The following is a 22,866-nucleotide window of genomic DNA, read 5'->3' on the forward strand; positions in this document are numbered from 1 at the left end:
CTATGAGCAACATCATCCTACCTATATCCTACAATGCGCAAGGTCAGGCAGTAGTTAGTACGCTCGACTTCGCCATTGGACTGCACATTCAGCATCCCAGTTTGATAAAAACGATTCGGGATTATCTGCCAGCAATTGAAAAGGATTTTGGACAGGTCCGATTTGAAATCGGGACTGTCACCAACTCGGTAGGTGCTGTTAATGAACAGATTTATGCTTACCTGACCGAAGATCAATCACTGTTCGTCGGTACGTTGTCACGCAACTCGGAACGCGTCGTCGAATTCAAATCGGTACTGGTTCGCTCCTTTGCCGAGGCCCGACGGAGTATGCAGCAACGTTCGTTGCCCTCCTACCAGATCGACGATCCGATACGTCGGGCAGAAGTCTGGATTCGGGAGCAGAAGGAAAAGCAGGCGCTTTTATTTGAAAATGCCGAACTCCGGCCCCAGGCTGCCTATGCCCAGACGGTACTCTCCAGCGAGTCAACCTTAACGACTACAAAAATCGCTCAGGAACTCGGGATGAGTGCCGTTAAGCTCAACAAGCTGCTGGCTAGTAAAGGAGTGCAGTACAAACAGAGCGGCATCTGGAACCTGACGGCCAAATATACCGGCAAGGGATACGTCAAGCTGAAAACCTTCACGCATGATGGTAGTGATGGTACCCTGCGCTCGGAACATTTGCTGGTTTGGACCGAAGAGGGCAGGCAGTTCATTCATACGCTACTCAATCCGGCGCTTTCGCCCTCGTCTCAAGCCATTCAACCAGCTACAGCCTAACCCATAAATGTGATGAAAACGTACGCCAATTTGGAACAGACAGACCCGGTTACGCCACCTGCAAATTCTGTAGTAGAGGCCATGAACCATGTCAATCAGAGCGTGGCTCAATTGTCGGAGGCCATACGTGCCGCTCAACAGCTGGGCGTCCATGTCAGCCTGTCGAAAGCACCGAAGGAATCGGGCTGTCTGTTTCAGCTGGTGTATCTGATCAATTCCAGCCCCACCTGACTGCCATGCTCAAAACACCCGCCCGTCGAAAGCAGGAAACCACTGATCGCAAAGTAAACGACTACTATACCCGTCTGATCCAGCGGGGGGCCATGAAAGAGGCCGCTGTACTGAGCAGTATGAAAAAATTCAACGTAGCCCGCTCGACGGTGTATAAAATCAATAAACGGGTGCAGGCCCGCCAACTGGTATGACGAATCCCTTTGAAGAATTGCAGACCCAGCTAAACCGGGTAGAAAGCACGATGTCGCTCATTCTGGGGCTGCTTTCCAAGGCCCAGACGGCTCAGCTACAGGTTGACGAAAGTCAGCCGATTCAAATCGAAGAGGCTTCTAAGCTACTGGGCATAACGGTGCAGACGATCTACTGCAACATAGGCCGTATCCCTCATTTTAAGAAACATAACCGGCTTTATTTCTACCGGGAACAGCTAAAGGACTATCTGAGCGGAAAAGGAGCCGATTATTCAGCACTGCTCCACGAAAAAGGAGCAACGCGTTCCAGACGCAACCAAAAGACGTTGCCGGATTAATCACTGGCAATAAAGAGGGTTTTTAGGCTAAAGACCGGGGCGATAGTCCCGGATCTTTCTAAACCTTCTCTAAAGACAAAACCCCGGCTATGGCCAGGGCTCGTACTGCAACTTTCTAATTTATATACAAATCAATGAAAACAATGGCAAACTATCAAGCCCTACCAAGGGTAAGGGCAGTCTACACCCTTCGCCGGTTGAAGGCGCATCTTTTCGCGCTGGCCAAATACCCCAAACGTGCCTTTTACAAGGTGCAGCGCTCGCTGGTCTGGCAGTGGTTCGGTGTCCATAAGTACGAGCAGAAAACGGCGCGTGCCGCTTGGTTCTATACGTTGTATCTGTCCATTGGCTCGGTAGCTTTTGCCTACGGAATCGGCTATCTGCTGTTCGATCGATGAAAAAGATACGGTTCGGCGGTCTGACAAACGACCGACTGTTTTTTATCTGCACGGAGTATCTGCTACCGGTCCTGATGGTCATCATCATTGTCATCTGCATTGAAATGTACTTATACATACACAATAAAACTGTACCCCTCCCCGCTCATGCACCCACTCCTTACACCCACATCACACGCTGAACTGGATATTCTGGCCAATAATTTATCGCTGGCTGGTTATTACGATAACCATGATGAAGCGTATTTGAAAATGTTTTTAGGCGTAACGCTAGGCCTTACGGTACTGGAAAGCCTCAACGGAGTAACGGTCAACGGCCGTCAGTGTATAGTCGAACGGATCCTGATCGAACGGGTTATTCAGCGATCGGGGACGTACAGTTTTACCCTAAAACGTACCGATACCACCTGTGAGCTCAGTTTCGCTCAATCCGGCCGGAAGCTGGGCAGCGTAAAACTGGATCAGGCTGAATTCAATCCACCGGTTTCGGTGGATACGTTGTACGATCTGGCGCTGGCCAGAGGGGTTCGCCAATACTTTCTGGATCTGTTCGGCCATAAATTCTATTTGAAGGCTGAACTCGAAACCAAAGGCGTATCGGTCGGTGGCACTACGATTTCCGAAAAAGTGGCTCAGGTGAAACAACAGGTACCAGGATTGCTTTCGGGCAACGAAGTACCGCCACCGGACTACGTCCGTAAAGAAAATGAGCGACTACTTACCAACTGGCAGTCCTATGTGGAGGGTTTGGGTGCTGACAGTGCCAGCGACTGGGATGAACATGCGGCTAAGCTTGCCAAACTGACTTTTCTATCGGAGGCTGATATCAAAACCAATCTGGAAGCCCTTAAGAAACACGCGCTTACCAAGGGTATGGGCTATAACGCCACTACCAGCCGATTCTATCAACTCAATCGCCCACGGGCCATGGCCTAAATCAATCTATACGTATGAAATGGATAAAACTTACCGACCGTTTGCCGCAAGAAGGTAAACAGGTAGTTATCAAAGATTCGCAGGGCATTATGGCCCAATACACCCGCAACAATGACGGCTACAATGAATCGGCAACTGGCAACAATAATCAATTGGTAGAATGGCTGGATGAAGAGGCTGAATGGGTCGATCCTCAATTGGAACGCATCCTAAAAACCCATCAGGAAATTATTCATACGTATCACTGTGGCAGTTTAGCCGATAAAATCGGAAGCGTTCTACGTCACTACCAACGGGAATCGGCTTCGGCTATTGGTGAGCGTAAACGCATGACTGAGGATACGTTGGTGTATTTCCGGTCGGTGGTCATGATCACTGAATCAATTGGCCTAGCCGGAACGCATGGTGAAAAGAATGCCCGTCTGCGTGGATTAATTGAACTACTGAACACGGCCATCGATAAGCTACGTGATGAGCAGCTTAATGGCTTACTGCACAACTGGCCGGATTACTCCATCGGTGGTCGGTCCGACTATCCCTATCGATCCATTCTGGATGAGGTACGTAATCTGAAGCGCGAAAACGATGAGCTAAAAAAACAGCTCAATGGTAGTGAAGGGACTACTCAAGGTACTGACGATGACAATGTTAAATTTTAAGATAGCCTAACCCATATCTATATGGCTAAAGAATTTCAGCAAATGACTGTCGAAGCTGCATTGGTAGCTGGTTACACAAAGTGTATACAGGATGGCTACTCGCATGTGGAAGATATCGACGACGTAGCTACGGATGAGCTTGAAGAAGATACGTATTGGATTGTAGGCAAAGAATCAAAGGCTTATAGTATCACTGCCAAATGCATAAAGGACATGATAGCCGATCACGTTCGTGATCAGGATCAGTGTGCCGATGAAGATGATGTACTTGGCGAAACAATTGATAAGATACCTATTGAATTGTTTGCTCCACTGACCGCCCTAGTAAACGAAAAGTTGGCCGAGCATGAGTGGTGGCCGAATACAAACATTCAACTTATCCCTTAACCCTTTACAATTATGCCAAACTGGTTTTTAGGAAAAATCCGTTATCAGAAGCCAATCGACGAAGGTACTGTCGGTACTCGGTTACAGGAATTCATCAAACAGGAAACCATTACAGAAGCCTATCTGGTCGATGCAGTGAGTTTTACGGATGCCGAAGCACGGCTTTATCAGGAAATCGCGGCCAATACGCCCGACTTTGAGATTACGGCCGTCAACCGCATGAAGCTGGCCGACATATTTTCGCACGAAGACGGCGGGGAAACGTGGTTCAAAGTGAAAGCTGTCTTTATCACGGATGATGAACGGACGGGCAAACAAAAGAAAACGCCAAATCTCTTGCTGGTGAATGCCGAGAATCCCAAGCAGGCGTATGAACGCGTGGAACAGGCGTTGAAAACGGCGCTTGATCCGTTTGAAATCACGGACGTAAATACGACAAAGATTCTGGAGATTTTCCCCTACGTCGATGAGGCAGAATTGGCGCCCGTCAGTGAATTAGAAGTGCAATAAACGCACCTGCGTATATACCTAATCGTTAGTTGCTATGGAGATATCAGAAAAGGAGATTGAAACCATGATTTGGGAAGCAGCGGGCACGGAAGCGGGTCGTAAATTTCTTACCGAACGCGGTTTGGAAATTAGTGGTACCATGCTTCGGCAAGTTGGCTTAGGGAATTATGGCGTAGCTGACTTAATCACTATGTCATTTAACTGGTACGGCCATAAGCTTCCTAATGGTAGCCGGGAGTGTGCTATTGATATTTATGAGCTTAAAAAGGAAGCGATTGATGTCAATGCGCTTGGTCAGGCATTACGATATATGGAGGCAGTTCGGCATTTCCTCGGCGAATTGAATCTTAATCTGCATCTGTATTTTGGTATACACCTTATCGGGAAGTCTATCAATCACAGTCAGAATTTCTTGCCGCTAGTCCGTACGGTTTCCAATGCCCAGGAATTTGAATGCTCCACGGTGTTTTTGTATGAATACAAATTTGACTTTGATGGGATACGTTTTCATCGAACGGAAGGCTCAAATTACAGCATGTCAGACAATGGTAATCCTTCCCGTAAGCAGTTTTCATACAGCGCACTGAGAGCTATAGCTCGTGATTCCTTGCGATATAGTTAAGAAGTAGGTTTAATCAACGCGTATAATGGCGGGTCTGTGGATTGACGATGTGATATATAAAATGAAGCGCAAACCCGCTGAACGTATGCTATTGGCGCTCATTTGTTACAGGGCCGCTGGTAACGGCGGCACTTGTACCGATAGTAATAAAGAGTTAGCTAATGGTGTGGGCATTCACTTTCAAAATGTGTCCGAAATGGTCACCAAATTCAAGACCGAAGGTATTTTGAATGTGGTAGTTTCTCAGGCTGAATCGAATGCTCGCACCATTACCCCTATAAGTCATTTACTTATACCCTATACGGAAAACGCGCAGAGGTATAAGCAAAAAACGGATAGTCCTATAAGTAAAAAACGTAGAGGGTCTACGTCAGAAGCTCCGACCCCTATAAGTGGTTCACTTATACCCTCTACGCCAATGACTGATAGCTCTAGTATTACTAAGGATGAGAAAATAGAAGAAAAGGATAATGAAAATTTAGAAAACAATAATCAACAACAAAACGCGCCTGACGTCGCGGATGCTGTTGATGAAGAAACAAGTGATGAACCTAGTGACCAAAAAAATGAAGAGGGTGCCCCTCCCCCCAACCCCCTCCCCACGGCCGATGAGGTTCGGGTGGAACTTGGCAAATCATCCTCCCACTGGCGCTACGCTTACGAGCAGCTGAAAATAGCCAAAAGCCGCGATGACTATCAGGCCCTGATTGAGATGTTCATCACGCAGCAGGAAATGGATCAGCAGGAAGACAGACCCCTGTTCCCCAAAATGTACAGAGTACGTAACCACTTTAAAAACTGGCTCGGCAAACGACCCCTGATTAACCAGCAAACCAATGGAAACCTTACCAGCAATCAAGCCAACGGCCGAACAAAAAGCACTCTCCGCCCTACAGCCGTCGGTCAACCTAACTACCGCGGAACGGGAAGCCATTGCGATGTGGACCTCTGATCCGCCAAGGTACCCTCAACTAACCGAAGAAGAGTGTGATGAGCTGGTTCGCCGGGAACGGATCAAAAAGGGTCAGTTGCTTTACCAGCAGGCCTACGCCAAAAAGACGAAGGGCATTCGGGAGTTTCCTCAGTTTACGGCCAAAAGTTTCCGGGAGTTTATTAAAAAACGGGGTGACGGCCGGGCCGAGGATCTGCACTGGAAATCAGGTCAGTTCGACATCGATGCCGATAACGAAGCTGTTTTGAAGATTCTCTCGCTGTATTTCACCAAAGATGAACGGTTTTTGCAGCTCAATCCCGCTTATTCGCTCTACAAGGGCATTTACCTGGCGGGCAATACCGGTGTTGGTAAAACGCAGTTGATGTCGATCTGTGATACGAATCCGCATGTTTGTTTTACCCAGCATGATTGTCAGATCATCGCCAACGAGTATACCGATAAAAAGGAAGGCGGCCAGTCGGTGATTGATTATTACATCACCAATATGGGCGTCGCCAATACCGATTATTCGTTTGGTCAGGCGGTAACCGGCCGTTTCTTTGATGATCTGGGTCAGGAAGATATCGGCAACCACTGGGGCAATGTTCGTAACGTAATGGCGCAAATCATTGAAGGGCGCTACCGCATGGGTGCTTATAACCTCACCCATTTTACCAGCAATCACACCATCGACGAACTAGAAGCCCTGTACGGCCCCCGCGTTCCGGATCGGCTTCGGGAAATGTGTAATCTCATCGAATATCCATCCACGGCCAAATCGCGCCGGTAAATCCAATCCAATCACCTGCTGAACCGAATCCGCTGGGCCTAGCACCTGGGTAGGGGAAGCTCATCTCAAATCAATCAAAATGAACCTAAAAAACCACATTACGCCAAGTTTCGCACCCGTTGATTTCAAGCCCCGCGGTGAAAAACATCTGCCTAAATCGGATATATCCGGACTGATTCCCTGCCAGCTGACCGGGCCGGGCATCTACGTAGCCACTACGGTTTACGTAAGGCCTCACATGCTGGAAAAACAGATTGCCAAATACGCTGAGCTGGGCCAGAAGCTGGTTAGCCGCCAGCATGCTCAGGCCGCTACCCTGCGTGATGAACCTGCCACAGTTCCGCCCAAAAAGCCAGCCCGAAACCCCAAAGGCTCTTCCCGAATGGTGATCTGTCTGAACACGGGCCGCTATTATTCATCCGGCTACGAATGCGCCAAAGCGCTGCATACCTCCCAGCAGGCGCTCAGCGTGCATCTACGGGGCGTGGTCAAGCAAATGAAAGGTCGACGGCTTCGCTTTGCTACCCCCGAGGAAATTAAAGCGATTGAGGCCAATCCGGCATGGCGCTACAGTGGTGAGTTGTTTCCTATTGTTCCCAAAGGTACCTGCAAATTCTAAAGTAAGCCGATCATGACTGATTTTTCAGCAGCATTCGTCAATACCATCATCAATGAGAATTGCCTTACAGGCCTTGGTAAATTGCCTGATAGTATTGCGAATTGCTGCGTTACTTCACCACCTTACTTTGCGCTCCGGGATTATAGCAACGAGGAGCAAATTGGCCTGGAAGATACGCCCGAGCAGTACATTCAAAAACTAGTTGAGGTGTTTCGGCAGGTTCGACGGGTACTTAAATCCGATGGTACGTTATGGCTCAACATTGGCGATAGTTACTGGGGAGGCAAAGGGAAATCTGGCCAGAGCTATTCAGCCGAATATCAGAACGAACGCTACAATGCTGGCCGATCTTTCAACGGAGCACATCATCAAATTGGTGGTATTAATCAAACTAGACCGACGGATCGAAAGCATTCGCTTTATAAGCCAAAAGATTTGATTGGCATTCCCTGGCGGCTTGCCTTTGCGTTGCAGGCTGATGGTTGGTATTTACGGCAGGATATTATCTGGCACAAACCGAATCCGATGCCGGAAAGTGTTGTAGACCGCTGCACGAAATCCCATGAATATCTATTCCTGCTCTCAAAATCAGCAAAGTATTACTACGATGCTGAGGCTATCAAGGAGCCAGTTACAGCTTCGACGATCGCAAGGCTGGATCAGGATCTCGAGTCTCAAGCTGGGAGTAATCGAATACCAGGAAAAACCAACGGACCCATGAAAGCGGTTGGTGTTCGGCCACAACTCAAACGAGCTATTGAACTGGCTAACCAACACGGACTAACCGACGCTCATTTTGATGCGATTCGTTCGGTAGGGCTCAGCGACGCGGGACAATCCAAGCTGTTACAATCCGGTGCTGGTAAAAATTCGGAGGAGGTTATTCGATTGGCCGAGGAAGCCAAAGCTGCATTGGGAGGGTACTACCGGGAATTTGTATCGGCTCCTAAGAAATCAGGCAATAAAGAACGTAAGCCTGGTAGTGAACGGGGATGTCCGGAAAATTCGGGTTCGAATGTCTGTAGTTCTATACCCTGGGAAGGCATAACTCGTAACAAGCGTTCAGTTTGGACCGTGGCCACGAAGCCATTTAAGGATGCCCACTTTGCTACGTTCCCGCCTGAACTAATCATTGATTGTATAAAAGCAGGTTCACCCCCGGGCGGCTTAATCCTCGATCCGTTCATGGGTGCTGGTACCACCGCTATGGTCGCACGAAAACTTGGCCGAAACTATCTCGGCTACGAATTAAATCCTGACTACATCCAGATAGCCCAGCGTCGACTGCATGGCGAATTAGGCCTTTTTCAATAAACAAGTGTTAGTACACTATGAAACACTACACCTATCTTGGCGACCGCATGACCGACCCAACCCTAAAAGGTCAACCCTGTACTGCCGTAATGAACGGCGAAAAGTGTATTCGCGGCAAGAATGGCAGTATGCTCGTTCAGTTTGAGAATGGGCGAGTTGCGGTGGTGATTGGACGACTATTACGCAAAATAATCTGACCCGCTCCCTATGGATACACCGTAAAATAGTTGGTCATATACCGCTTTTGGTCTTTGTCCCAAGCTGCGTAGTACCCTTTGTCTCCGACTACGCCTAATCCAATAATCTCAGGTCGATACATTGGGGGCGCTGACTGCTGCTGTGGCCCCGCTGTAGCCCGTTGCAGGGTGAACACGAACAGGCTGGCTGATAGTAAGACGAGGGAGAAAGAAACAGCAATGACAAGTACACGTTTGGAGAAGGTATCGAGTTGCATGGAATGAGAAGATTTAGATTTATCAGACAAGGTACGAAAACAACCCACTCCCCGTAGCATCAAATGGAAACCATCAAACTGCCCAGCTTAAAACCGATTGCGATTGCTGAGATTCTGCATGTAGCTGACTCTGAAATTCCATGAAAAAGACCACACCTAAACCCATACCCGGCGAACGCACCGCTGCCTTCCTGATTCAGATGGGCATCGAGCAGCTTCGCAAAAGTCCCAGCCTACGTACCCAGTGCCAGATTAGCCTGGTCGATCTGGAGGCTGCGGGGAAAGTCAGACGTAAACTCCTAAAACAGATACCGAAGTGAGGTCGACCGTTGAAATCAATAATTTGTTCAATGTGGTTGCCCTGCGTTACAGGCGATTAATCGAACGCTACGAATCCTTCAAAAATGACGCTGCCATAGCATGGGTGAAGGATAGCGCTGAATTAGATCGATTTGATGCCAGTACGCTGATGGTTGCCGCCCAGATTCGGGAATGTGAGTTACAGATGGATATAATCAGCTGGTTCGAAGGGCGGAAGCCCAGATACCGGGACAAAGGCAACTCTTACCTAGATGAGCAGATGTTAGAACTGCTCGCAATTCCAACCAATAAACAGCTTTTATAATGAGAATGGCCAAAGCAACCAAGCAGGATATTGAAGTAATGCAGAAATTCTTCGATACGCTTGAGAATCACATTGAAAATGATGAAGAATATGTCTCGGATGAGGTATTAGCCCGATACGTTCGTTCGGCTATGAGAGGGCCTCTGGCCTCAGCCCGTAACCGGGTCATAATCGGCTGTGATCTGCTGATCGATACGGTTTGTGATCCTGATAAATCCTATCTGGAATATAACCCCGATCTAAAAAAGATTATGCCCGAAACCCAGAATGAGCAGGGAGAAAAGCTGTTTTATGTAATCAGCTATACCCATTCATCAAAAGGAGTACTGACATTCTGGGGGCCAAATAACGCCGGTTATACTACCAACGTCAGACGAGCTGGCAAATACACTGAATCCAAGATACGTGAGAATTTAAGCTACTATCATCAGGGGGAAAATGCTGTAGCTATATCGGTGGAGGAGCTACACAGCCGATTCAAGATTTCAGAAAATGTCTGGAACAATTATGATGAGAAATCGAAGCACATGGAACGGGTGAAGCTAAAGATTCTTAGTGAATCGGAATTAGATTCACACGTAAAATGAAACACTACACCTATTTAGGCGACCGCATGACTGACCCGACGTTAAAAGGTCAGTTATGCACGGCTGTACTCCGTGATGATGGTAAATGTATTCGCGGCAAGAATGGCAGTATGCTCGTTCGGTTTGAGAATGGACGAGTTGCGGTGGTGATTGGGCGGTTGCTGAGGAAGGTGAAATAATAAATCAGGCCACACCTAAAGAAAGTATGACCTGAGAGCATTTATCACATTTATTCTGCTCACTCAGTATTCACTTACCCTAAAGGCAAATAAATCATGAGCTTATTCCCTCAATCAAGCTGCACCTAACGAAAGCAGAGCGTGACAATTGTCCAGGAAAACTACACAATTAACTGAACTCATAACCCTCAAATAATCAAAAAGTTAAATAAAAGTTTAAATAATATTTCCCTCTACCGTAACACCAAATGGAAACCATCCAACTACCCGGCTTAAAACCGATCATTTAGATCTTTCTCGCAACAACTTATAAATAAACCCGACACTGAAAATCAGATGCCGGGTTCTTTCAAAACATTTGTTACTTTTTCTGGAAGGTATCACTCTTTTATCTCATGCCACTTGACTTTCCTTAAAATTTACAAAAAAGTAATAGTATTGAATCACATGGTATGGCCATTATTAAGTAAGCGTTGTTACTGCCTTAACCTACTGTAAGTTACCTTACCATTTAGCAAGAATATTGCTCAGGTGTTTACTTTGAGATGATTAGCCTATTCTGATGCAGAACAGTAGGAGCATGAGTTTTACTTGACTCGAGTGCCCGCCGGATTCGTTTAGCTTGTTTTTTTAGTCGTATCACATGCGAATGCAGGTAATTAATTGATAATGGAGTAGCCTTTTGATAGCTGGGTTTATCCATATCGGCCATCAGCTGGCTAAGTTCGTGAATCGTCTCTACAAAGATTTTTTTTAGTTCACTTATATGAGGTCGACTAACTGGATCGACTCCATGTTGGGTCAAGGCGAGGGTTTGCTGTTCACGTTTACTAATAGTTTCCATCAACTCCCTGGAGAGCTCATGAAGGGTAGTCATAGCTTGAACCCAATTGACTAAAGTAGCAGATGGGTCAGCTGAGGTTGACGTAACGTCGTTCTGAAGTTGCTTATGAGTAGCCATTGGTAGGACTTTGTTTAAGGCAGTTGGTTAAAAAGGTACTATTTTGACCGATTACCCAAAGCAAAGTCACAATTTATATAACAATATAAATAATTAATTGTGCTTATAGAATATGACTTATAGTCTAATAATGCTGGAGGCTTATAGTTTAAGTAGCCTACTTTTAGTTTATAAGGCCGTTAGCTAACTTCTGCAAACATTAAATCCTTATTGTTATTCTGTCCTACGACAAAAACGATCGTAGTTGAAAGATTACAGGAGACATGCTGATGAAAAAGGATCAGGAGCAATTCATCGCGCTTATAGAGAATTATGTGTTCAGGGTGGTTGAAGCTTGCATAGCTGAGGTGGATGCAAAAACGCAAGACAGACTTATCAGGTTATTTATTGATATAGGAGACGATTTGCCTGAACTTTTCGATATATAGAAGTGAGCACCCTTTCTCGTCTGTGTTATGTAAGTCAGTAGACTAATACTCGAATACATTGGGTGGTTTTGGCGTAAACTTCATCACCGTGAACTCGTCCAGTTTGAGCGTACGCCAGCCGTAGTTTTTGGCATCCTCTATGGTCTCGAATTCCAATGGCTCCCCTTCGATGTCCAGTACAGCATACTTCATATCTGGCTCAGTGCCTTCAATAATCGCATACTTCATTCTAGCCGATAACATAATTTACTTGCAATATATATAGCAAAGGTATAATATAGCGGTTCATCTTTAACAACCCGAATCATGACAACTAACGAACGTGCCCAGGTATGGGCTAGAAAAGATCAATTGTTCAAAGCCCTGGGTCAGCTATCTGCTTCCGATGGCAATCTTCGCGAGCAGATCAAAGAGCAGATCGAGCAGTGTAATCAGGCGTTGGTCCAGAATAAGGTTGAACTCATGCCTCAACTGGAAGAAATCGAATAAAAAGTATATTATACTATATTTTTTAAGCAAAAAACGTATCTTTGAGCATGACCTGGAAACAGCGCTACAACCGGATGAAAAAGCATTATAAGTGGACGAATGCGGATGTAGCGTTAATAACAGGTCATGCTCCAACAACGGTTACGCAGTTAATCAACAGCAAACAGCAGGAATTTCCGCGCTGGCTACGACTGGCCATCGTCATCTTTGAAACTGAGCAGCAACTGGAGCCATGAATTCTGTCATATCAACCGGTGACCGGGTAGTTGTCACGCCCTACGTGCGAGGCTATGCCCGAAAGCCCTACCGGGCTACAGTAATTGAATGGACGCCATTTGGACGACTAAAAGTGAAAGCAGACAAGACGGGCAAGGTGATTGCTGTTAGCCCTGAGCACGTTAAGAAGACAGCCGATGCTCCTACGTTATGAAGAACCTGTATACCTGCTGGCATTTTGATCATGCTACGTATCACCCGCGGATTCCGTTCCGGTTTATGGTTGGATCATTTTACGAGATTTACGGAACTAGTTTTGATCACTTTTATATCTATCTGAATTAGCTGGCTTTTCAAATGATACAAAGTTTTAATCAGGTACTGAGCGAGGCTTTATTGGGCAAACGCATAAAAGTGTGGGAGGTAACAGAACGTTCGGGAAGTACATACTTGACCTTAAGCTATTTTCCAGATTCTTATAACCAATATAAGGAGCATGAGGCAACCATTATCGAGGTGGGTCGATTTATTAAAAGTAAATCCTACATTATGCTTTATGTTCTGATTAATAATCACAAACAGTCTATTAGATGGGACTTGAGTTATGAGAGTATAGAATTTATTTAAAAAAAATCGCCTGACTGTATAACAATCCGGCGATCTGGACTACCCATAAATATTATCGAATTGATAATTAGGCGTTTAACCAATTTGTTCAGCGTATAAATATGAAACCAACTGAAGCACAAATCCAGCAGACCATTCGGGATATCGGCAAACGGCTGAAAGCCGATCAGATGGAGAAGCCCATCAACCGGGCCATAAAGGAAGGCTATACCGAAGTGTACAACGTACTCGTAGAGGGTCGAACCAACTATGATGGGATTGATTCACTTCGAACGGTTCAGGGCCGGGCGATTGCTGTGCTGGCGGTTGACTACCTGAACGGAGAAGTCGAAAAACACGTTTTATTGGGAGTGCCCTTCAAAAAATAGGCTATGGCAACAATTTCGACAAAAAACATGACGGGCGAGCAGTTGATGGATCATTACCTCGACCTGGGCGGTAAGTACTCGCAGACCATCGAAATGGCTATGCTGCTACTGAAGCCTAAAAAACTATACTCCTTACTGGAAGAGGCCGAACGAACGAATCAGCGACTTCAGGTGCGCCGTTCCAATCCTGATCTGATCACCGAGCCTGATATTGTGGAGTTGGTACCCATCGGTTAGGGTAATGCTTTCAGCCAATTTGCGACCAGCGCCTGCGATTCAGCATATAACCCCGGCATAGCGGACTGAAAATAGGCATTACCTTTGAAGTAATTTTCAAACGCATGGGCGATGAATTCGGCTTCGGGATGGCCGGCAATCTGCCAATACGCATCATCGTGACCAAATCCATACGTAGGGTTTAAGGCCATTAACGTATCCCTGGCCGCGGCTATCTTCTCCTGATGATCGTGCTTATTTTTCTTAAAGACGAGTCGGCTCTGATCCTTAAGTTTGCGGTCCAGCTGTTTATACAATGCATCGTTGGCCGCCGAAAATTCAGCCCGGTATTTGTCCATCAATTGTTTAACTTCTGGAGAAAAGCGCAGGTTTTGCTGCCAGTCAATGGCGTGGGCGTACTCGTGATAGATGACGGTTTCCGCTTTCCATTTACTTTGCTTATACCGGCTGGCATAATACCCCTTCACGTATTTGCGCATCGGGTCGTAGCCAAATAAGGCTTCTTTGGTTTCCATGCTCAGCATCACCGACTTATTGAGCATACTAAATACGCGCCGGTCGACCTTCACCCGCATCTTTTTCTCATAACCGGCCAGTTGGCCTGGAATGTTAGTAAGCTCCCGAATGATGGGTGGTGTTAAGGGTGCCTTGACAAACGGCTCGTTATCGACCACAAACAAGGGTTTACTAGCGCCGGGCTTCTCAAAGCGCTTCATGTTATCTTCCAGCCAGATATCCCAACCCGCAGGCGGCTCCTCGATCTGATTGTCCGAAACAAAGTTCGACGTATCTTCACCGGCCAGCGTTTTACGGGTCAATTCGCGTAGCTCCTCCCGCGTTGCCAATATTGAAATTACGTGGCATTTACAATTTGGATGCCACCCGACGAACTTAAACGTTTTTGGATACTTCCCTTTCAGGGCCTCGCAGACATCACAACCGACGGTGTTATTCGACCGGCGCACTTCGATACCCACCACGAAATCCAGCTTCTGCAACCGCAAATGGTCTGATTCCCGGTAGGCCATATTGATCTCCGTTCTGGCCAGCCGCATCGCATTTTTATACGAGGACCGGTAAACACCCCGGCCGGGATGATAGGCTTTAGCGGCTTTGGAGAGGGCCAGTTGCCCCCGTTTGTTACGTACCCGGCGAAACAACTGTTCGGGTTCATTGAGATACCCCCGAATATCCTGACTCATTCGGGTCGCCGATTTGCCTTCGCCAATGCCCAGATCGATGGCCAGCTCCAGTTCACTGCGTAGCTGCTGAGCATATTTAAATACGCGGTCCGATAGCGATAACCCCCCAACGGTTCGGGCCTGAAAGGCAGCCAGTGCCTGCTCATTTCGGGATTTATAAACCGGTGGAATAACCGGCTCGTCGGATGGCTGAGGATTCTGGCCCGGCTCAGTCGGTAGTTTATTGTCGTAAAATACCGAATCGACGAACGCATCATTTTTCTGATCAGCAAAGTCCCACTGCGCCCGTTGCCCCGCCTGAATCGTAAACAGCAGGTTCAGGGCTACCCGCTGGAAGAGATCATTTACCCGTTCTTTGGTTTTGGGGTACTTCTCAAAGCTGAATTCACTCTCCGGATCCGGTTTGGCCTGCGTAGCGATCTGGGTCGCTTCCCGAATGGCGGTGTAAATAATGAGTTGCACCCGACGGGCGTATTCTTCCACCTGTTTAGAATGGCGGTTATTCCAGTCTGTTGGGCTGAATTTACGAAAGCTCATATACGTTAGTTCGTGGAGGAAAGTAACACGTCAACCGATTCCGATATCTCAAAATCGTAATGGTACGAACTGGCCGTACCCTGGATTAGCTCATAGAGCAATCCATCCGGACAGATCTTTATAGCGGTTACCAGCCGCGGTAACTGTTCTTTATCCGTTTTGAGATAGACGGTCTGTTTTAAGGCAAATTCGTTATCGATTCTCATGCTGTTGGTTCGCGTATGTCAAAAGAGCGGCTTCTGGTTTCCTCTTCCTGAATCTGGGCAAACTCACTGTCGACATCTTCCACCAATCCCGACAACGTAACGGCCGTTTTCTGAGAAACCAGTGGTTTTCCGCCGGTAGCTTCCGAGAGCAGGTCGATAATGTCTTTTTCGTTGGTAATGATGTACGGCACAATCTTCGGCTTGATCACCAGCTTGGCGGCCTCCTTCGTCCATTTCAGATTGAGCACTCCTACAAACGCTTTAATGATATTGAGCCGTCGCTGTAGATAGGCGTCGAATATTTCGCGTTTATCCTGAACCTTCAGGTGCGCATCCATAAACAGGAATTTCATAGCGATACCCGATATATCCAACCCTTTGACCGAATCAAACGAAAGGTCCGGCGTCTGAGTCATACCGTATATGTCACGGCGCAAATCTTCGACTTCAAACTTGACAGCTTCGGGTCCGTTCTCCCATTCAATGTATTCGGCTTTGGCATCCTTCTCCATTTCGATCACCTTGCCTTGCGTACCTTTAGCTGCCAGCCCCGTTATTTTACCCGTAACGCCGAGGATGGGGGAGCCGAAGTAATCATTGGTATCAGCAAAGTTGGATTTAGTCTTTTCCAGCCGGTCGATCAGCGACTGTACATCATGCCATTCGACTTTATCCTGACGGCCGTACACAATGGGGATTTTCTTGAGAATATTTGCTTCCTTAACAAATTGCACCCACCCCTGATCGACTTTCTTCCAGCCTATTTTTTCTTCATCGGTATAAACCTCGAAATAGTCGACATCCTTACCATTTTCTTTCCGACGATAAGCCCGGCTAAAGGCAACCATATCGCCGGTTTCGTCATAAAATGGATATAGTTTATTGCCGTCCCAAGGCGAGAATTCCTGAACCCGAATTTTTAGTTTCGTAGTAAACCCATAGTGATCATGATCTTCGGCAAGGCTGACAGGAAACCAGCATTCAGCCGTTTCCGTGCACCGGGCGATATTACGAGCGATTTGCCGGTTGACGGTATCAATTTTATTATCTGTCAGAATCTGATTGACAGCGCCCAGAATCTGGCTCTCTACGGAGTCTTCTTTCACTTCACAAACCAGATCGACGGGATTGCCGAAGGTGAAGCAAACGCTTGAATTGACAATCCGTTTCTGCAGGGGCAACGCCAGCCGGTTGACTTTCTCAATCCGATTTTTACCCGCCTTTTCATCAACCACAACGACTTTATCGGGCCTGGTGGTTTTATCCATGATTTCCCGCTCATCAGTGATGTCATACTGATTTTTGTAGTCATTCACTTTTGAGTCAGAACCATATTGAGTCAGAAACTTGATCGACTCATCAACATTTTCGTTACCAGTGATGTCTTTGTATTTCATTGGAATAAACTTGCGATGGATGAAAGATTTTGGATTTGAGCTAGTTTGACTGGATAGAACGTATTGGCCATGGCGTCAAACTCATCGGTTGAGCGTTTGAGTCGCAGCTGTATATCCTCTTTGGGTTCAATGATGATGCTTCCGTTCGACTGAAATTTCCACTTGATTTCGGTCGCTTCTTCCATGAAGCCACCGCCCGGTGGCAGCATAGGGAGGTAGTTGTCTTCGGTGCCAGGCTTATAGTTTTTCGGATTCAGCCAATCCCGTACCGCCCAGAAGAGGTACGCTCGCATGTTGGCAAAGGTGTACTGGCCGGTAATGTCAGTGAGTGGATCGCCCGAGTCGTTGGTAGCCGATTCGCTGTATTTACAGGATAGCGCGCGATTCTCGTAGCCTAATTCTTTGGTTCTCGAATAAACTCCAGCCCCTTCGCCAATGGTATCGATCAGGGCAACGCCTTCCGGATTATTCTTCAGCACATGCACTACCCGGCCGGCGACTTCCATATGATCAGCCTCGCCACCTGAATTACTTTTCTCGAATTTGGGTACAATATTTCCGTGCCGGTAGGCGAAAACTGTGCTATCCCGCCCCATACCTGCTACGTCAACACCCAGATGCAACGCTTTCGGATACATCTCGTAGCGAACATCTTTATGGTAGCGTATCCACCGGGCCTGAGCGGCTTCAACCCACTGCTGAGGAATCAGCGCATCGTTGCCGACTTTGGGAAATTTGCCTAATACCTTAATCCGAAAGATATCCTGAGGCCGGTACCACTTCCCTTCGAATTCAAAGTCATCCTGAGCAATGTCGATCTGATGAGGTTCTATCGTCTCGCACCACGTATCGAGTTTGTCAACAATCCATTCGTAATCGACCTGGCCGGGAATAGCCTGCCGTTTCTCAATAACATTGGGCGCCGTCAGGGATGACAATCGAAACCTGTTCCAGCGCTCCATTTTCTGGGACCGTGCTGCATACCCTACTGACTGGTTTGGGTTAAATACGATCAGGATCCGGCTATTGCCCTGCAGGTTACCTTCAATAGCGCCAAACGTATCGTCACTGATCCCCGATGCCTCCGTAATGGCAAACATGGTATTGACCGCGTGGAATCCGGACCAGGCTTCATGGTTATGTTCAGACGCTTTGAAGCCAGTTAAAAACCACTCTTCACTGTCCGTACGAATGTCGTAAACGGTTAACCGTCCCGGCAATTCACAACCATTTCGCTTTGCTTTATTATATAACCGGGATATTTCCGGCATCATAATGTTTTTTACCTGCCTGTCGGTTGGAGCGGTCAGCGCTACTTTAGTATTATCGATTAAATCCCCCTCATCATTCCATTTTGGGGTGAGGTACATAAAGCACATGCAAGCCACCGCCGTTACGTAGTCTTTACCCCGAGCCGTTCCGCTGGCCACTGATGTACGTGGATTGAATTGAACGGACGACAGTATTGCCTGCTGCTCTTTATCCAGCCGGGCAGATAAGACATCGTAAGCGAACTTATTCCAGTCAGCTGTGTAGATTCGAATCTGCTCCTGTGCTTCTAACTCCAACTCTAATTCCTCTTCAGCTGTCATTTCTTATTTACTTTTTTGAGGAATCCGTAAAAACCTTTGTTCAGCGATTCGCCCTTGGTGGTATGATCCTGCCGGTCGATCAATTTGCCTTTCATTTTCAGAAGCGTTTCATTGGCTTTATCCGCTGCGTACATCTTCACCTTCGGGCCAAACTCGGTAAATGATAGTTCGAATACATTGCCTACATCTTTCGCTCTGGCGATAGCTACCAGATCAAGCTCAGCCCTCTCTATCCATTCGGCTTCGCCTTCAATATCCCGATATGCTTTCGGATTACGACGTAGCTCGATTTCGAGTCGGATGAGGCTTTGTTCCAAACCCTTAATCTTTACCTTCTGTCGCTTCAACTCGTTTTCTTCAAGTTCGACAGCTGACAAATACTCATTCTCAAATTCAATCTCTTCCTTCAACTTGGCAATGATCTCTTTCAGGGGCTTACGCACCATTGGCCGGTGGAGCACCTTCTTTATCACCATAAAGTCATTCACCCGCGTTCGGGCTATATCACTCAGATTTTTGGTAGCCTGAGCCGCCGTAATCGTTAATTCCTTCTGATGTTTACGAATAGCCTTTTTAATCTCTGGTTTTTTCAGCAGATCACAGGCGGTCTGTCGAGCTCGGCTTTTGGCGTAGCCTGCCCGGATCGCTGCCTGAGCCCCCTTACAGTCCACGCAGTACTCTTCAATAAACCGTTGCTCTTTAGCGGTCATACCGTTACAAAACGTTACACTTTTTTCAGTTTCAGGGCCAATTCAGTTACAGCTTTGACGATTGGCACTACTTCACGCAAAACGGCCAGCTTAAAAGCATCAATAGCTTTTTGCAATTTCTCCTGATCACTCATAGCTGATAAATCCCAGATTAATCGAATCAATGCGTCGTCGATTGAGTCGAAACACGCCAATCCCTTCCCGGCTCATACCGGGATTGGTATTGCCCTCGATGGTGGTCAATAGGCCATTTGGATCAACACGCTCTACAATACCGGTATGGCCAGTGGTAGCGCCCAGCTTAAGAAGGAACTGCATACCCGGTTTAATCAGCTCAGGGCTATCCTCGGCTTGAATTGCCGTGATCCGTTTCAGTCCGGATTCTTTGAAGCCTGCCAGACTCCACAGGTTCAGCACGCCTGCCGATTTCGGGCATGGGTTTTTAATCTGCATCTGCCTGGATGCCTGCATAAAACACCAGTAAATGAAGGCAGCGCACCACGCATAGCCGGGACCTAGGCCTACTGATTTTAGCACCAGATCAATCTGAGGTCCGCGGTTCGATCCGGGCGGTACCTCAGTGATGCCGATTTGCGATTTGGCGACAGCGAGTAAACGGTTGATGAGCGTTGCACTCAGCGGGGTATACGTTTTATAGATGGCCTCGAACGTATTCTGGCCAAATATGCCGTCGACTTCGAGCGGTTTGCCCGATCGGTCGAGGTGAGCCATCTGAAACCGACGTAACGTATCGGCTTCGGAATAGCCTGGTAGTGAATTATCAACAGCCCAGCCTAGATTCTTTAGACCAATAGCCACTGGAGTACGTATGGTGGGGGAGTTCATAGCAAAATCATCTGGGTAATTTTTGTTACCGAATTACTAAAACCGTTTATCGTACTGTATCGTATATACCAGCGTTATTGCCGAACTGGTAACTACATTCATTTATGGGTTAGTGTGTCCCCGTATGGTCATTGACGATACGGGGCATTTCATTTTCGGCCTTGTTTCAGCATCCGCTCCTGGTTACGTAGCGTTTTGACATTGGCTATCGAATCAGCGACGGCTTTCTTTCTAGCTTCCGTTTTCAGCTGTTTGACATCCGAAGTCAGGGAGTTTAGTGCTTCATGCAGCGCCTTCACCTCATCCGCTAGTCGGTACACGACGCCAGCTAAACCCTGTTGCACCCGGCTTTCGGCAGTCTGCCCTTTGGTAAATCCTACGCAGGTAGCTACGCAGATCGTTATGGCCAGACCAATCCCTATCTGAACTAAGGCCCGATGTTTGACCCCGGTTAGGACTTGCCGCTGCTCATCGGTTGAGGAGGCTGGAACCGGCTTGAGGTAGTAATCCAGCACTACGCAGGAAAGCATAATAGCTATTGACCCCATGAAGGTTAAGAAGGGGTAGAGCTCGATATCGGTCAGATCGTCGGCTGCCAGGGCGCTACCGGCATAGGCACTGCCAATCATGCCGATATACAAGCCAAATTTCCAGATACGATCTTTTGTGTCAAGATTGAGCAACAGGGTTCCGTACTGGGCTATACCAGCCACGCCAGCGAATACGATGTACATAGGGGTTACGTTCATGGTTCTTGAGACTTGTTTTCATTATTCGTTGAGTTAGTATCCATAGCTTTCCACGTACGTCGAAAGCGGTCAATGTATTGAATGATGTTGTTGGAAGAATTCTGACTGCTCATCCACAGCCAGATACCCCGCTCCATCACGGGGGAGAGTAGACAGGTAATTAAAGCGACTACGACAATGTGCCATTTCCAGAGCATTAGCCCGAGTCCAACGCATAACACGCAGGTGACCACCCAGGCGTAGAACTGGGCATAAATGCGCTGGGAAATCTTAGAACTGCTGTCATTTTTGCCCTGAGTCAATCGGTACGTAACACCGGCAAATGCCAAAAAGAGTATTAATCCGTATTCTGCCTTCCATTCCATGGGTATGCCTGTTGAGTGGGGATTGGTCGTTGATTACCGTTAGATGGGAGGCGAACGGCTGTGTTTACGTAGCTTCTTATTGCGACCGGTAAACCAGCCTTTCTGATCGGCAAGGGTCTGGCCTTTATCAGACCACTTGCGAAACTTCTGGATGGTATCACCCCGCAACCGGTAGCCTTCATTCACCAGGGCATAGGCTCTTTCCCGGTAGAACAGGCGGCTCTGTAACGTATCTGAGTAGCGAAGTTTGACCGCAATAGCCTCGTGAACGGGCAGGCTGTAACAGATCTGATCGCCAGCTTTAAACACCGTATCAGCGGGTTTTAACAGTTTATCCCGAACAAGACTTTCCAGTATGCCCGTACGCTGGGCAAGGCCTGATAAACCAGCCACATCCAGCTTGATGGTTGGCAGCACGGCTGACCGGCTGAGGACTTCCCGTTCCAAATCGCGTTCGATACGGGCAAATGATTCCGCATTCACAGCCAGCGAATTCTGGGCAACAATTAGCTTATTACCCACTTTCCGAAGGCTATCGGCCAGTTCGACGTTCGCCTTATCAGCCTTCTTGTTCCAGAAACGTAGGTCTGGAATGTAGACAAGTGCGCCGGTTATGAGCAAACCTCCCAGTAGCCCGGTGAGAATTTTCCAGATCATTTGATGAGCGGATCAGCGGTGGGCGGTTTAGGATCGGAAGGCTCCTGCGTAGTCCAGGGCGTGAACAGCTTACTGGCAGCACCCAGAAAGCCGATAACCGGTTGTGCCGATGGCCATATCTGGATGATCAGGCTACTGGTAGACAGATAATCCAGCACCGTGTATACCAATAAGATCCAGAATGAGGTACTGATAACCCGGTTCTTCTGCATGAACTGAGCCATCACCGCAATGACCCCTGAAATCAGCATGATAATCAGATACGTCTTGGGTGGATAATGGAAGAACTGACCCGATAACGTAATTAAAGAAGCGACAAAAACGAGATAGCCCGACAGCTTGGCCGTGGCGTTGTCTTTTGAGAAAAAGTCCTTCAATGCATTCATATGGAGATTAATTAAGGTGAGCGTTGTTGTGTGCGTGCTGGAATTCTCTACACTCTTTTTCAGTAGCAAAACAGACAGCTCCGATCTCTTTGCCATTTCGAAAAAACTTCAGTTCGTAGGGATTTTCAGCCCCTGTATTGTAGTATGGGCCTTGTGCCCAGCTGTGCGCTTGTATCATCGGTACTGAATTTTAAAGTTTTTCATATCCTTTTTCATGTCTCCAAGTATGTGGCCGTTTATGTCTCCAAACGTGTTTCCACTTATGTTTCCAATCTTGTTTTCGTGCAATTCTGCAATCAATTCTGGCTCAGTCGATTGCGTCCATTGGAAGGGC

Annotated in this window: 37 protein-coding genes; 25 read left to right on the forward strand and 12 right to left on the reverse strand. The window is 47.3% G+C overall.

Annotated elements, in window-relative coordinates; translation table 11 throughout:
* Nucleotides 1-2: 2 nt before the first annotated feature.
* The 15 genes from ACYVF1_RS14690 (at nt 3) to ACYVF1_RS14760 (ending at nt 8,911) form a co-directional block, all read left to right on the forward strand.
* Nucleotides 3-782: a phage antirepressor KilAC domain-containing protein gene (locus ACYVF1_RS14690; protein ID WP_461079976.1), complete on the forward strand. Its 780-nt coding sequence runs from the start codon at nt 3-5 to the stop codon at nt 780-782.
* Nucleotides 783-794: 12 nt separating this feature from the next.
* Nucleotides 795-1,013 carry a hypothetical protein gene (locus ACYVF1_RS14695; RefSeq protein ID WP_461079977.1) on the forward strand — a complete coding sequence of 73 codons (219 nt, stop codon included), beginning with the start codon at nt 795-797 and terminating at the stop codon, nt 1,011-1,013.
* A 5-nt stretch (nt 1,014-1,018) separates the two neighbouring features.
* The gene (locus ACYVF1_RS14700) at nt 1,019-1,207 is read left to right on the forward strand and encodes a hypothetical protein (protein WP_461079979.1); all 189 of its coding nucleotides are present in this window, start codon (nt 1,019-1,021) and stop codon (nt 1,205-1,207) included.
* The gene (locus ACYVF1_RS14705; RefSeq protein WP_461079981.1) at nt 1,204-1,545 is read left to right on the forward strand and encodes a helix-turn-helix domain-containing protein; all 342 of its coding nucleotides are present in this window, start codon (nt 1,204-1,206) and stop codon (nt 1,543-1,545) included. The genes ACYVF1_RS14700 and ACYVF1_RS14705 overlap by 4 nt, the downstream gene beginning before the upstream one ends.
* Before the next feature lie 197 nt (nt 1,546-1,742).
* Nucleotides 1,743-1,943, forward strand: a complete 201-nt coding sequence (locus ACYVF1_RS14710; protein WP_461079983.1) for a hypothetical protein — start codon at nt 1,743-1,745, stop codon at nt 1,941-1,943.
* Nucleotides 1,944-2,090: 147 nt separating this feature from the next.
* Nucleotides 2,091-2,879, forward strand: a complete 789-nt coding sequence (locus ACYVF1_RS14715; RefSeq protein WP_461079985.1) for a hypothetical protein — start codon at nt 2,091-2,093, stop codon at nt 2,877-2,879.
* A gap of 14 nt (nt 2,880-2,893) precedes the next feature.
* Complete coding sequence (locus tag ACYVF1_RS14720) at nt 2,894-3,538, forward strand: DUF551 domain-containing protein (RefSeq protein WP_461079987.1); 645 nt, start codon at nt 2,894-2,896, stop codon at nt 3,536-3,538.
* A 21-nt stretch (nt 3,539-3,559) separates the two neighbouring features.
* The gene (locus ACYVF1_RS14725) at nt 3,560-3,925 is read left to right on the forward strand and encodes a hypothetical protein (protein ID WP_461079989.1); all 366 of its coding nucleotides are present in this window, start codon (nt 3,560-3,562) and stop codon (nt 3,923-3,925) included.
* 12 nt (nt 3,926-3,937) lie between these two features.
* On the forward strand, nt 3,938-4,435 hold the full coding sequence (locus tag ACYVF1_RS14730; protein WP_461079991.1) for a DUF4494 domain-containing protein: 498 nt from the start codon (nt 3,938-3,940) through the stop codon (nt 4,433-4,435).
* Nucleotides 4,436-4,469: 34 nt separating this feature from the next.
* Entirely contained in the window at nt 4,470-5,057 is a 588-nt protein-coding gene (locus ACYVF1_RS14735; RefSeq protein ID WP_461079993.1) for a PDDEXK family nuclease, read from the forward strand.
* Between the two features lie 25 nt (nt 5,058-5,082).
* The gene (locus ACYVF1_RS14740; protein WP_461079995.1) at nt 5,083-6,009 is read left to right on the forward strand and encodes a hypothetical protein; all 927 of its coding nucleotides are present in this window, start codon (nt 5,083-5,085) and stop codon (nt 6,007-6,009) included.
* Nucleotides 5,894-6,781, forward strand: coding sequence for a hypothetical protein (locus ACYVF1_RS14745; RefSeq protein WP_461079997.1), 888 nt, complete (start codon nt 5,894-5,896; stop codon nt 6,779-6,781). Before ACYVF1_RS14740 ends, ACYVF1_RS14745 begins: the two co-directional genes overlap by 116 nt.
* A gap of 79 nt (nt 6,782-6,860) precedes the next feature.
* The gene (locus ACYVF1_RS14750; RefSeq protein WP_461079999.1) at nt 6,861-7,400 is read left to right on the forward strand and encodes a hypothetical protein; all 540 of its coding nucleotides are present in this window, start codon (nt 6,861-6,863) and stop codon (nt 7,398-7,400) included.
* Between the two features lie 12 nt (nt 7,401-7,412).
* Nucleotides 7,413-8,714, forward strand: coding sequence for a DNA-methyltransferase (locus ACYVF1_RS14755; protein WP_461080001.1), 1,302 nt, complete (start codon nt 7,413-7,415; stop codon nt 8,712-8,714).
* A 17-nt stretch (nt 8,715-8,731) separates the two neighbouring features.
* Entirely contained in the window at nt 8,732-8,911 is a 180-nt protein-coding gene (locus tag ACYVF1_RS14760; RefSeq protein WP_461080003.1) for a hypothetical protein, read from the forward strand.
* A gap of 8 nt (nt 8,912-8,919) precedes the next feature.
* On the opposite strand, the gene ACYVF1_RS14765 is transcribed toward ACYVF1_RS14760, so the two are convergent.
* A complete protein-coding gene (locus tag ACYVF1_RS14765) occupies nt 8,920-9,168 on the reverse strand; it encodes a hypothetical protein (protein WP_461080005.1) in 249 nt (82 codons plus the stop codon).
* Nucleotides 9,169-9,308: 140 nt separating this feature from the next.
* Between ACYVF1_RS14765 and ACYVF1_RS14770 the strand changes: the two genes are divergently transcribed.
* Genes ACYVF1_RS14770 through ACYVF1_RS14785 form a run of 4 tightly spaced genes read left to right on the forward strand, consistent with a single transcriptional unit; the run spans nt 9,309 to nt 10,559 of the window.
* Entirely contained in the window at nt 9,309-9,488 is a 180-nt protein-coding gene (locus ACYVF1_RS14770; protein WP_461080007.1) for a hypothetical protein, read from the forward strand.
* Nucleotides 9,485-9,793, forward strand: coding sequence for a hypothetical protein (locus ACYVF1_RS14775; RefSeq protein WP_461080009.1), 309 nt, complete (start codon nt 9,485-9,487; stop codon nt 9,791-9,793). The genes ACYVF1_RS14770 and ACYVF1_RS14775 overlap by 4 nt, the downstream gene beginning before the upstream one ends.
* Nucleotides 9,794-9,798: 5 nt before the next feature.
* Entirely contained in the window at nt 9,799-10,380 is a 582-nt protein-coding gene (locus ACYVF1_RS14780; protein WP_461080011.1) for a hypothetical protein, read from the forward strand.
* On the forward strand, nt 10,377-10,559 hold the full coding sequence (locus tag ACYVF1_RS14785; protein WP_461080013.1) for a hypothetical protein: 183 nt from the start codon (nt 10,377-10,379) through the stop codon (nt 10,557-10,559). Before ACYVF1_RS14780 ends, ACYVF1_RS14785 begins: the two co-directional genes overlap by 4 nt.
* A gap of 1,431 nt (nt 10,560-11,990) precedes the next feature.
* Here the strand turns inward: ACYVF1_RS14785 and ACYVF1_RS14790 are convergent.
* Complete coding sequence (locus ACYVF1_RS14790) at nt 11,991-12,191, reverse strand: hypothetical protein (RefSeq protein WP_461080015.1); 201 nt, start codon at nt 12,189-12,191, stop codon at nt 11,991-11,993.
* Between the two features lie 63 nt (nt 12,192-12,254).
* Here ACYVF1_RS14790 and ACYVF1_RS14795 point away from each other — a divergent pair, with 63 nt between their 5' ends.
* The 6 genes from ACYVF1_RS14795 to ACYVF1_RS14820 all read left to right on the forward strand — a co-directional run bounded on the left by ACYVF1_RS14795 (nt 12,255) and on the right by ACYVF1_RS14820 (nt 13,885).
* Nucleotides 12,255-12,437: a hypothetical protein gene (locus ACYVF1_RS14795; RefSeq protein WP_461080017.1), complete on the forward strand. Its 183-nt coding sequence runs from the start codon at nt 12,255-12,257 to the stop codon at nt 12,435-12,437.
* 47 nt (nt 12,438-12,484) lie between these two features.
* Entirely contained in the window at nt 12,485-12,673 is a 189-nt protein-coding gene (locus tag ACYVF1_RS14800) for a hypothetical protein (RefSeq protein ID WP_461080019.1), read from the forward strand.
* On the forward strand, nt 12,670-12,867 hold the full coding sequence (locus ACYVF1_RS14805) for a hypothetical protein (protein ID WP_461080021.1): 198 nt from the start codon (nt 12,670-12,672) through the stop codon (nt 12,865-12,867). Before ACYVF1_RS14800 ends, ACYVF1_RS14805 begins: the two co-directional genes overlap by 4 nt.
* Nucleotides 12,864-12,998 (forward strand): hypothetical protein, encoded by a 135-nt coding sequence (locus ACYVF1_RS14810; protein ID WP_461080023.1) that lies wholly within the window; start codon nt 12,864-12,866, stop codon nt 12,996-12,998. The genes ACYVF1_RS14805 and ACYVF1_RS14810 overlap by 4 nt, the downstream gene beginning before the upstream one ends.
* 383 nt (nt 12,999-13,381) lie before the next feature.
* Nucleotides 13,382-13,648 carry a hypothetical protein gene (locus tag ACYVF1_RS14815; RefSeq protein WP_461080025.1) on the forward strand — a complete coding sequence of 89 codons (267 nt, stop codon included), beginning with the start codon at nt 13,382-13,384 and terminating at the stop codon, nt 13,646-13,648.
* A 3-nt stretch (nt 13,649-13,651) separates the two neighbouring features.
* A complete protein-coding gene (locus ACYVF1_RS14820; protein WP_461080027.1) occupies nt 13,652-13,885 on the forward strand; it encodes a hypothetical protein in 234 nt (77 codons plus the stop codon).
* Here ACYVF1_RS14820 and ACYVF1_RS14825 read toward each other — a convergent pair.
* From ACYVF1_RS14825 to ACYVF1_RS14870, 10 genes are all read right to left on the reverse strand, one after another.
* Nucleotides 13,882-15,624 carry a hypothetical protein gene (locus tag ACYVF1_RS14825; protein ID WP_461080029.1) on the reverse strand — a complete coding sequence of 581 codons (1,743 nt, stop codon included), beginning with the start codon at nt 15,622-15,624 and terminating at the stop codon, nt 13,882-13,884. The two genes, ACYVF1_RS14820 and ACYVF1_RS14825, sit on opposite strands and share 4 nt — an antisense overlap.
* A 5-nt stretch (nt 15,625-15,629) precedes the next feature.
* Complete coding sequence (locus tag ACYVF1_RS14830) at nt 15,630-15,830, reverse strand: hypothetical protein (protein ID WP_461080031.1); 201 nt, start codon at nt 15,828-15,830, stop codon at nt 15,630-15,632.
* Nucleotides 15,827-17,227, reverse strand: coding sequence for a phage portal protein (locus tag ACYVF1_RS14835; RefSeq protein WP_461080033.1), 1,401 nt, complete (start codon nt 17,225-17,227; stop codon nt 15,827-15,829). The genes ACYVF1_RS14830 and ACYVF1_RS14835 overlap by 4 nt, the downstream gene beginning before the upstream one ends.
* On the reverse strand, nt 17,224-18,819 hold the full coding sequence (locus ACYVF1_RS14840; RefSeq protein WP_461080035.1) for a hypothetical protein: 1,596 nt from the start codon (nt 18,817-18,819) through the stop codon (nt 17,224-17,226). The genes ACYVF1_RS14835 and ACYVF1_RS14840 overlap by 4 nt, the downstream gene beginning before the upstream one ends.
* A complete protein-coding gene (locus tag ACYVF1_RS14845) occupies nt 18,816-19,529 on the reverse strand; it encodes a terminase small subunit (RefSeq protein WP_461080037.1) in 714 nt (237 codons plus the stop codon). Before ACYVF1_RS14845 ends, ACYVF1_RS14840 begins: the two co-directional genes overlap by 4 nt.
* Nucleotides 19,530-19,655: 126 nt before the next feature.
* The gene (locus tag ACYVF1_RS14850) at nt 19,656-20,375 is read right to left on the reverse strand and encodes a CHAP domain-containing protein (protein WP_461080039.1); all 720 of its coding nucleotides are present in this window, start codon (nt 20,373-20,375) and stop codon (nt 19,656-19,658) included.
* A gap of 149 nt (nt 20,376-20,524) precedes the next feature.
* Nucleotides 20,525-21,124 (reverse strand): hypothetical protein, encoded by a 600-nt coding sequence (locus ACYVF1_RS14855; protein WP_461080041.1) that lies wholly within the window; start codon nt 21,122-21,124, stop codon nt 20,525-20,527.
* Nucleotides 21,121-21,489, reverse strand: coding sequence for a hypothetical protein (locus tag ACYVF1_RS14860; RefSeq protein ID WP_461080043.1), 369 nt, complete (start codon nt 21,487-21,489; stop codon nt 21,121-21,123). Before ACYVF1_RS14860 ends, ACYVF1_RS14855 begins: the two co-directional genes overlap by 4 nt.
* 39 nt (nt 21,490-21,528) lie before the next feature.
* Nucleotides 21,529-22,146 carry a hypothetical protein gene (locus tag ACYVF1_RS14865; protein WP_461080045.1) on the reverse strand — a complete coding sequence of 206 codons (618 nt, stop codon included), beginning with the start codon at nt 22,144-22,146 and terminating at the stop codon, nt 21,529-21,531.
* Nucleotides 22,143-22,628 carry a hypothetical protein gene (locus tag ACYVF1_RS14870; protein ID WP_461080047.1) on the reverse strand — a complete coding sequence of 162 codons (486 nt, stop codon included), beginning with the start codon at nt 22,626-22,628 and terminating at the stop codon, nt 22,143-22,145. The genes ACYVF1_RS14865 and ACYVF1_RS14870 overlap by 4 nt, the downstream gene beginning before the upstream one ends.
* Nucleotides 22,629-22,866 lie beyond the last annotated feature (238 nt).

The sequence above is a fragment of the Spirosoma flavus genome, from assembly GCF_054778555.1.

Bases quoted from the DNA above. Each gene is read 5' to 3' on its own strand.
- ACYVF1_RS14690 (WP_461079976.1), top strand. From the start codon at position 3: ATGAGCAACATCATCCTACCTATATCCTACAATGCGCAAGGTCAGGCA.
- ACYVF1_RS14695 (WP_461079977.1), top strand. From the start codon at position 795: ATGAAAACGTACGCCAATTTGGAACAGACAGACCCGGTTACGCCACCT.
- ACYVF1_RS14700 (WP_461079979.1), top strand. From the start codon at position 1,019: ATGCTCAAAACACCCGCCCGTCGAAAGCAGGAAACCACTGATCGCAAA.
- ACYVF1_RS14705 (WP_461079981.1), top strand. From the start codon at position 1,204: ATGACGAATCCCTTTGAAGAATTGCAGACCCAGCTAAACCGGGTAGAA.
- ACYVF1_RS14715 (WP_461079985.1), top strand. From the start codon at position 2,091: ATGCACCCACTCCTTACACCCACATCACACGCTGAACTGGATATTCTG.
- ACYVF1_RS14720 (WP_461079987.1), top strand. From the start codon at position 2,894: ATGAAATGGATAAAACTTACCGACCGTTTGCCGCAAGAAGGTAAACAG.
- ACYVF1_RS14725 (WP_461079989.1), top strand. From the start codon at position 3,560: ATGGCTAAAGAATTTCAGCAAATGACTGTCGAAGCTGCATTGGTAGCT.
- ACYVF1_RS14730 (WP_461079991.1), top strand. From the start codon at position 3,938: ATGCCAAACTGGTTTTTAGGAAAAATCCGTTATCAGAAGCCAATCGAC.
- ACYVF1_RS14735 (WP_461079993.1), top strand. From the start codon at position 4,470: ATGGAGATATCAGAAAAGGAGATTGAAACCATGATTTGGGAAGCAGCG.
- ACYVF1_RS14740 (WP_461079995.1), top strand. From the start codon at position 5,083: ATGGCGGGTCTGTGGATTGACGATGTGATATATAAAATGAAGCGCAAA.
- ACYVF1_RS14745 (WP_461079997.1), top strand. From the start codon at position 5,894: ATGGAAACCTTACCAGCAATCAAGCCAACGGCCGAACAAAAAGCACTC.
- ACYVF1_RS14750 (WP_461079999.1), top strand. From the start codon at position 6,861: ATGAACCTAAAAAACCACATTACGCCAAGTTTCGCACCCGTTGATTTC.
- ACYVF1_RS14755 (WP_461080001.1), top strand. From the start codon at position 7,413: ATGACTGATTTTTCAGCAGCATTCGTCAATACCATCATCAATGAGAAT.
- ACYVF1_RS14760 (WP_461080003.1), top strand. From the start codon at position 8,732: ATGAAACACTACACCTATCTTGGCGACCGCATGACCGACCCAACCCTA.
- ACYVF1_RS14765 (WP_461080005.1), bottom strand. From the start codon at position 9,168: ATGCAACTCGATACCTTCTCCAAACGTGTACTTGTCATTGCTGTTTCT.
- ACYVF1_RS14770 (WP_461080007.1), top strand. From the start codon at position 9,309: ATGAAAAAGACCACACCTAAACCCATACCCGGCGAACGCACCGCTGCC.
- ACYVF1_RS14780 (WP_461080011.1), top strand. From the start codon at position 9,799: ATGGCCAAAGCAACCAAGCAGGATATTGAAGTAATGCAGAAATTCTTC.
- ACYVF1_RS14785 (WP_461080013.1), top strand. From the start codon at position 10,377: ATGAAACACTACACCTATTTAGGCGACCGCATGACTGACCCGACGTTA.
- ACYVF1_RS14790 (WP_461080015.1), bottom strand. From the start codon at position 12,191: ATGTTATCGGCTAGAATGAAGTATGCGATTATTGAAGGCACTGAGCCA.
- ACYVF1_RS14795 (WP_461080017.1), top strand. From the start codon at position 12,255: ATGACAACTAACGAACGTGCCCAGGTATGGGCTAGAAAAGATCAATTG.
- ACYVF1_RS14800 (WP_461080019.1), top strand. From the start codon at position 12,485: ATGACCTGGAAACAGCGCTACAACCGGATGAAAAAGCATTATAAGTGG.
- ACYVF1_RS14805 (WP_461080021.1), top strand. From the start codon at position 12,670: ATGAATTCTGTCATATCAACCGGTGACCGGGTAGTTGTCACGCCCTAC.
- ACYVF1_RS14810 (WP_461080023.1), top strand. From the start codon at position 12,864: ATGAAGAACCTGTATACCTGCTGGCATTTTGATCATGCTACGTATCAC.
- ACYVF1_RS14815 (WP_461080025.1), top strand. From the start codon at position 13,382: ATGAAACCAACTGAAGCACAAATCCAGCAGACCATTCGGGATATCGGC.
- ACYVF1_RS14820 (WP_461080027.1), top strand. From the start codon at position 13,652: ATGGCAACAATTTCGACAAAAAACATGACGGGCGAGCAGTTGATGGAT.
- ACYVF1_RS14825 (WP_461080029.1), bottom strand. From the start codon at position 15,624: ATGAGCTTTCGTAAATTCAGCCCAACAGACTGGAATAACCGCCATTCT.
- ACYVF1_RS14830 (WP_461080031.1), bottom strand. From the start codon at position 15,830: ATGAGAATCGATAACGAATTTGCCTTAAAACAGACCGTCTATCTCAAA.
- ACYVF1_RS14835 (WP_461080033.1), bottom strand. From the start codon at position 17,227: ATGAAATACAAAGACATCACTGGTAACGAAAATGTTGATGAGTCGATC.
- ACYVF1_RS14840 (WP_461080035.1), bottom strand. From the start codon at position 18,819: ATGACAGCTGAAGAGGAATTAGAGTTGGAGTTAGAAGCACAGGAGCAG.
- ACYVF1_RS14845 (WP_461080037.1), bottom strand. From the start codon at position 19,529: ATGACCGCTAAAGAGCAACGGTTTATTGAAGAGTACTGCGTGGACTGT.
- ACYVF1_RS14850 (WP_461080039.1), bottom strand. From the start codon at position 20,375: ATGAACTCCCCCACCATACGTACTCCAGTGGCTATTGGTCTAAAGAAT.
- ACYVF1_RS14855 (WP_461080041.1), bottom strand. From the start codon at position 21,124: ATGAACGTAACCCCTATGTACATCGTATTCGCTGGCGTGGCTGGTATA.
- ACYVF1_RS14860 (WP_461080043.1), bottom strand. From the start codon at position 21,489: ATGGAATGGAAGGCAGAATACGGATTAATACTCTTTTTGGCATTTGCC.
- ACYVF1_RS14865 (WP_461080045.1), bottom strand. From the start codon at position 22,146: ATGATCTGGAAAATTCTCACCGGGCTACTGGGAGGTTTGCTCATAACC.
- ACYVF1_RS14870 (WP_461080047.1), bottom strand. From the start codon at position 22,628: ATGGCAAAGAGATCGGAGCTGTCTGTTTTGCTACTGAAAAAGAGTGTA.